This is a genomic window from Rhodococcus sp. MT28 (genome assembly GCF_058792695.1).
This window is the reverse complement of sequence record NZ_JBXAFD010000054.1, coordinates 1-3,062: the sequence shown is the minus strand read 5'-3', so window position 1 is coordinate 3,062 and position 3,062 is coordinate 1. Positions and strand designations below refer to the sequence as shown.

At 59.7% G+C, this 3,062-nt stretch carries 3 protein-coding genes; all 3 read left to right on the top strand.

Translation table 11 applies throughout. The annotated features are described in order from the left end of the window. The first annotated feature begins 59 nt into the window (after positions 1-59). The 3 genes from AC1Q6C_RS33520 (at position 60) to AC1Q6C_RS33510 (ending at position 2,586) form a co-directional block, all read left to right on the top strand. Positions 60-1,154 (top strand): DUF2637 domain-containing protein, encoded by a 1,095-nt coding sequence (locus AC1Q6C_RS33520; protein ID WP_219469766.1) that lies wholly within the window; start codon positions 60-62, stop codon positions 1,152-1,154. An 83-nt stretch (positions 1,155-1,237) separates the two neighbouring features. Beyond that, positions 1,238-1,900 carry a TetR family transcriptional regulator gene (locus AC1Q6C_RS33515; RefSeq protein ID WP_219469771.1) on the top strand — a complete coding sequence of 221 codons (663 nt, stop codon included), beginning with the start codon at positions 1,238-1,240 and terminating at the stop codon, positions 1,898-1,900. Continuing rightward, positions 1,897-2,586 carry a TetR family transcriptional regulator gene (locus tag AC1Q6C_RS33510; RefSeq protein ID WP_219469768.1) on the top strand — a complete coding sequence of 230 codons (690 nt, stop codon included), beginning with the start codon at positions 1,897-1,899 and terminating at the stop codon, positions 2,584-2,586. Before AC1Q6C_RS33515 ends, AC1Q6C_RS33510 begins: the two co-directional genes overlap by 4 nt. Positions 2,587-3,062: the final 476 nt, after the last annotated feature.

Sequence of the window (3,062 nt, the reverse complement as noted above, 5' to 3'; positions counted from 1 at the left end):
GTGAGCGTTACCGCTCCGTCGGTCCGTGCTTCTACACACCAATTAGGAAAAACCCGATCATGAACGACTTTAGCCTCAGAGCTGCCCGTGTTCAGCTAGGCGCATTGCTTGCTGCACTCGCACTCGCGATCGTCATTGCGCTCGGTATCACCACCGGCGCATTCGTACTTTCCTTCGCCGTGCAACGAGACCTTGCACGGCAAGCGCTGATCCCCGAACACCTGACCTGGATTTTCCCGGCGATCGTCGACAGTGCAATCCTCGGCGCCACCATCGCCATCGTCATCATCAGCAAGCTCAACATGAACAAGCGCGACCGAGGCTTCTACATAGCGCTTGCAGTCAGCGTCGTCGTGATCAGCATTCTCGGAAACGCTTACCACGCCTATCACGCAGCAATCGCCGCACAGGAGTCGATCGACGGTGGGGGAGACCTCGGGTTCATTCCACTGGCGCCGGCCATTGCAGCGGCCATAGCGATCATTCCGCCGGCCCTGGTCTTGGCGTTCACACACGGAATCACGATCTTGGTGAAGGCAGTCGGAATGGCCTACGCCGCCTACCGTGCGATCGTCGAAAGTGCCACCGACAGTGAGGATGCAAAGACTGCTGCATCTGATCTGACCGCAGCCTGGGGGCCGATCCGAAACCCTCGCCTCCGCGATCGGGTTGCCCGAAATATCGCGGAACAACTAGAAGCGGAACGCAACGAGGCCACCGCAACAGCGGAGGCGCAGACCGACCCGCACGACGTTATTGCGGACTTTGCGGAGCCGTTTTCCGTGGACGAAACGATGAACGACCTCGACGAGATCCTCGACCCCCAAGACTCCGCTACGGAGTTCCCAGACCGCCGCAACGCCGAAGAAGCGCAGGGCGACACGGATGCCGACATAGACGACCTCATGGCCTTCATCGCCCGGTCGAATCTCGCGAAGAACGTCAAAGACACAGCGGTCCGCAAGCTGACAAACCCGAACCTCACGTGGGAGACCATCGCTCTGGAATCGAAGCCGCCTGTCGCGACATCGACCGCATGGCGACGGTACGAGAAATTCGATACCGCAGCCCGAGGAGCAGGCTTCGACAGTCCACCATTGCCCGACCTGCGAGCCGCCGAGAACCCGATGCGCAGCGAACTCACCACCGTTTGACCCACACACACCAATAAAAGGGGTGGCCCCGACAGTGCTACGAACACCGTCAGGGCCGATGACCACAGAAAGCACCTGTGACCATGAACAATCATACCGACCGATCCGAAGGCATCGACCACGGTAAAACCGGCCGAGCACCTATGCAGCCACGAGCGAAAATCACCCGAGAAGCGATCCTCGAGGTGTCCGCCACCCTGTTCGGCCAAACCGGGTACGCGGGCACCAGCATCAACGACATCCTGGCGATCTCCGAGACCACCAAAGGCGCGATGTATTTCCACTTCTCGAAGAAAGAATCCATCGCCCAAGAAATGCTGCATCGCTGGGAGAACGTCGTCTCGGAGACAGTGGGGAAGGCCGCAGCGACAGGTCAACCCGCCGATCGGCAAGTGATCATGATCTACCGCGAACTCGCCCGCCGTACCCAAACCGAAGCGATCACCCGAGCTGGACTCATCCTGTCCGTCGACAAATCGCTCAGTGATGCGTGCGCCACCTACGAAGCGTGGACCGACGCGATTACCCCGATCGTCGTCGACGCAATACGTTCCGGAACCCTCGACTGCGCCGAAAGCATGTCCAGGCTCACAGACACTCTCTGCGCCGGATTCGTCGGCGCTGTACAGGTTGCCGCTAGCCTCGACGAAAACGACACCATCACCAAACGAGTCGACGATCTGCTGCTGATGTGGCGCGGAACCGCCCCGGCCGCCGTACGCATGGTCGAAGGAGCATCCCTGTGAACAGCCCCAACGAACCGGCAGCCACTCCGGAAAGCACTGCCGCCACGCCAACCCGACCTCGGATCGGGCGCATCCCCGGCAGCAAGAACTCGGCAATGCAGGACCGCGCAGTGCGAACACGCGAAGCGATCATCACCGTCGCCGCCCGTCATTTCGACACCGACGGATACGGCCACACCAGCATGAACACCATCACCCACACCGGAAAATTCGCCAAAGGCGCGATGTACTACCACTTCCCATCCAAAGAAGCGATCGCCGAACACCTCATCTCGGACTGGAACCACACCCTCGCCGAAACCATCAGCGAAGCATCGTTGCCCGGTTCGAGCAGCACGGCAGGGGAGAAGCTCGCAGCGATCTTCATCTCCCTCGCACGTCAGGTCACCGAGAACACCAACCTGCGAGCCGGCATGAAACTCACCTGCGAACCCACCATCAACAACGGCGCAGCATTCGCACACTGGGTCGACGCCATCAGCGACATCATCGAAACAGCCATCACCGACGGCGAATTTAACGACACCCCCACCACGCACCGCCTCGCATGGACCCTGTGCGCTGGCACCCTCGGAGCTGCCCACGCATCCGCCTCCCTACGCGAAGATATCGACCTCGCAACCCGCATCGAAGACACCGCCACAGCCCATATAAGGGCTGCAACCCATCTTGATTGCGATCTATAGCTCGGAGACAACGCGAAGGGCGCCATCCTGAATGGGACCGCCCTTAAGGAGTTCCGTGTGACAGGAGAGCCGTCTGGTTGAGTTCTTCAATACGGCTCGTGCCGACGCAGGCGACACGGCACCTGATCAGGTCAAAGAGCTCTCGAGTGTCGAATCATTAATAGACTGAATTGCACCCAGTTTCTTACGTAGTCCAGCGCTCTCGGTAATGGAAGCGACCCTGTCAACGATAGTTCTTACATCGAGACCGGCAGCACCTGCACCAGACAAGGGGTCGAGCTATCGGAACACCCAGAGCTTCAGGAGAAGACAATGGGACTACGTCGTAAAGCATTGAGTCTCAGCTCATTCGGAATCTTCCCGTACCGGTGTCAATGGCCACGAAGTTCTCCCCGTTGACGGCCAGTAGTTCTCCCCGCTGGTGGCCACGGGTTCTCCCCGGTGGCGGCCAGTTGTTTTTCCCCACCCGCTTTCTG

Excerpts from the sequence above, each read along its gene's own strand:
- AC1Q6C_RS33520 (WP_219469766.1), top strand. The coding sequence starts at position 60 with ATGAACGACTTTAGCCTCAGAGCTGCCCGTGTTCAGCTAGGCGCATTG.
- AC1Q6C_RS33515 (WP_219469771.1), top strand. The coding sequence starts at position 1,238 with ATGAACAATCATACCGACCGATCCGAAGGCATCGACCACGGTAAAACC.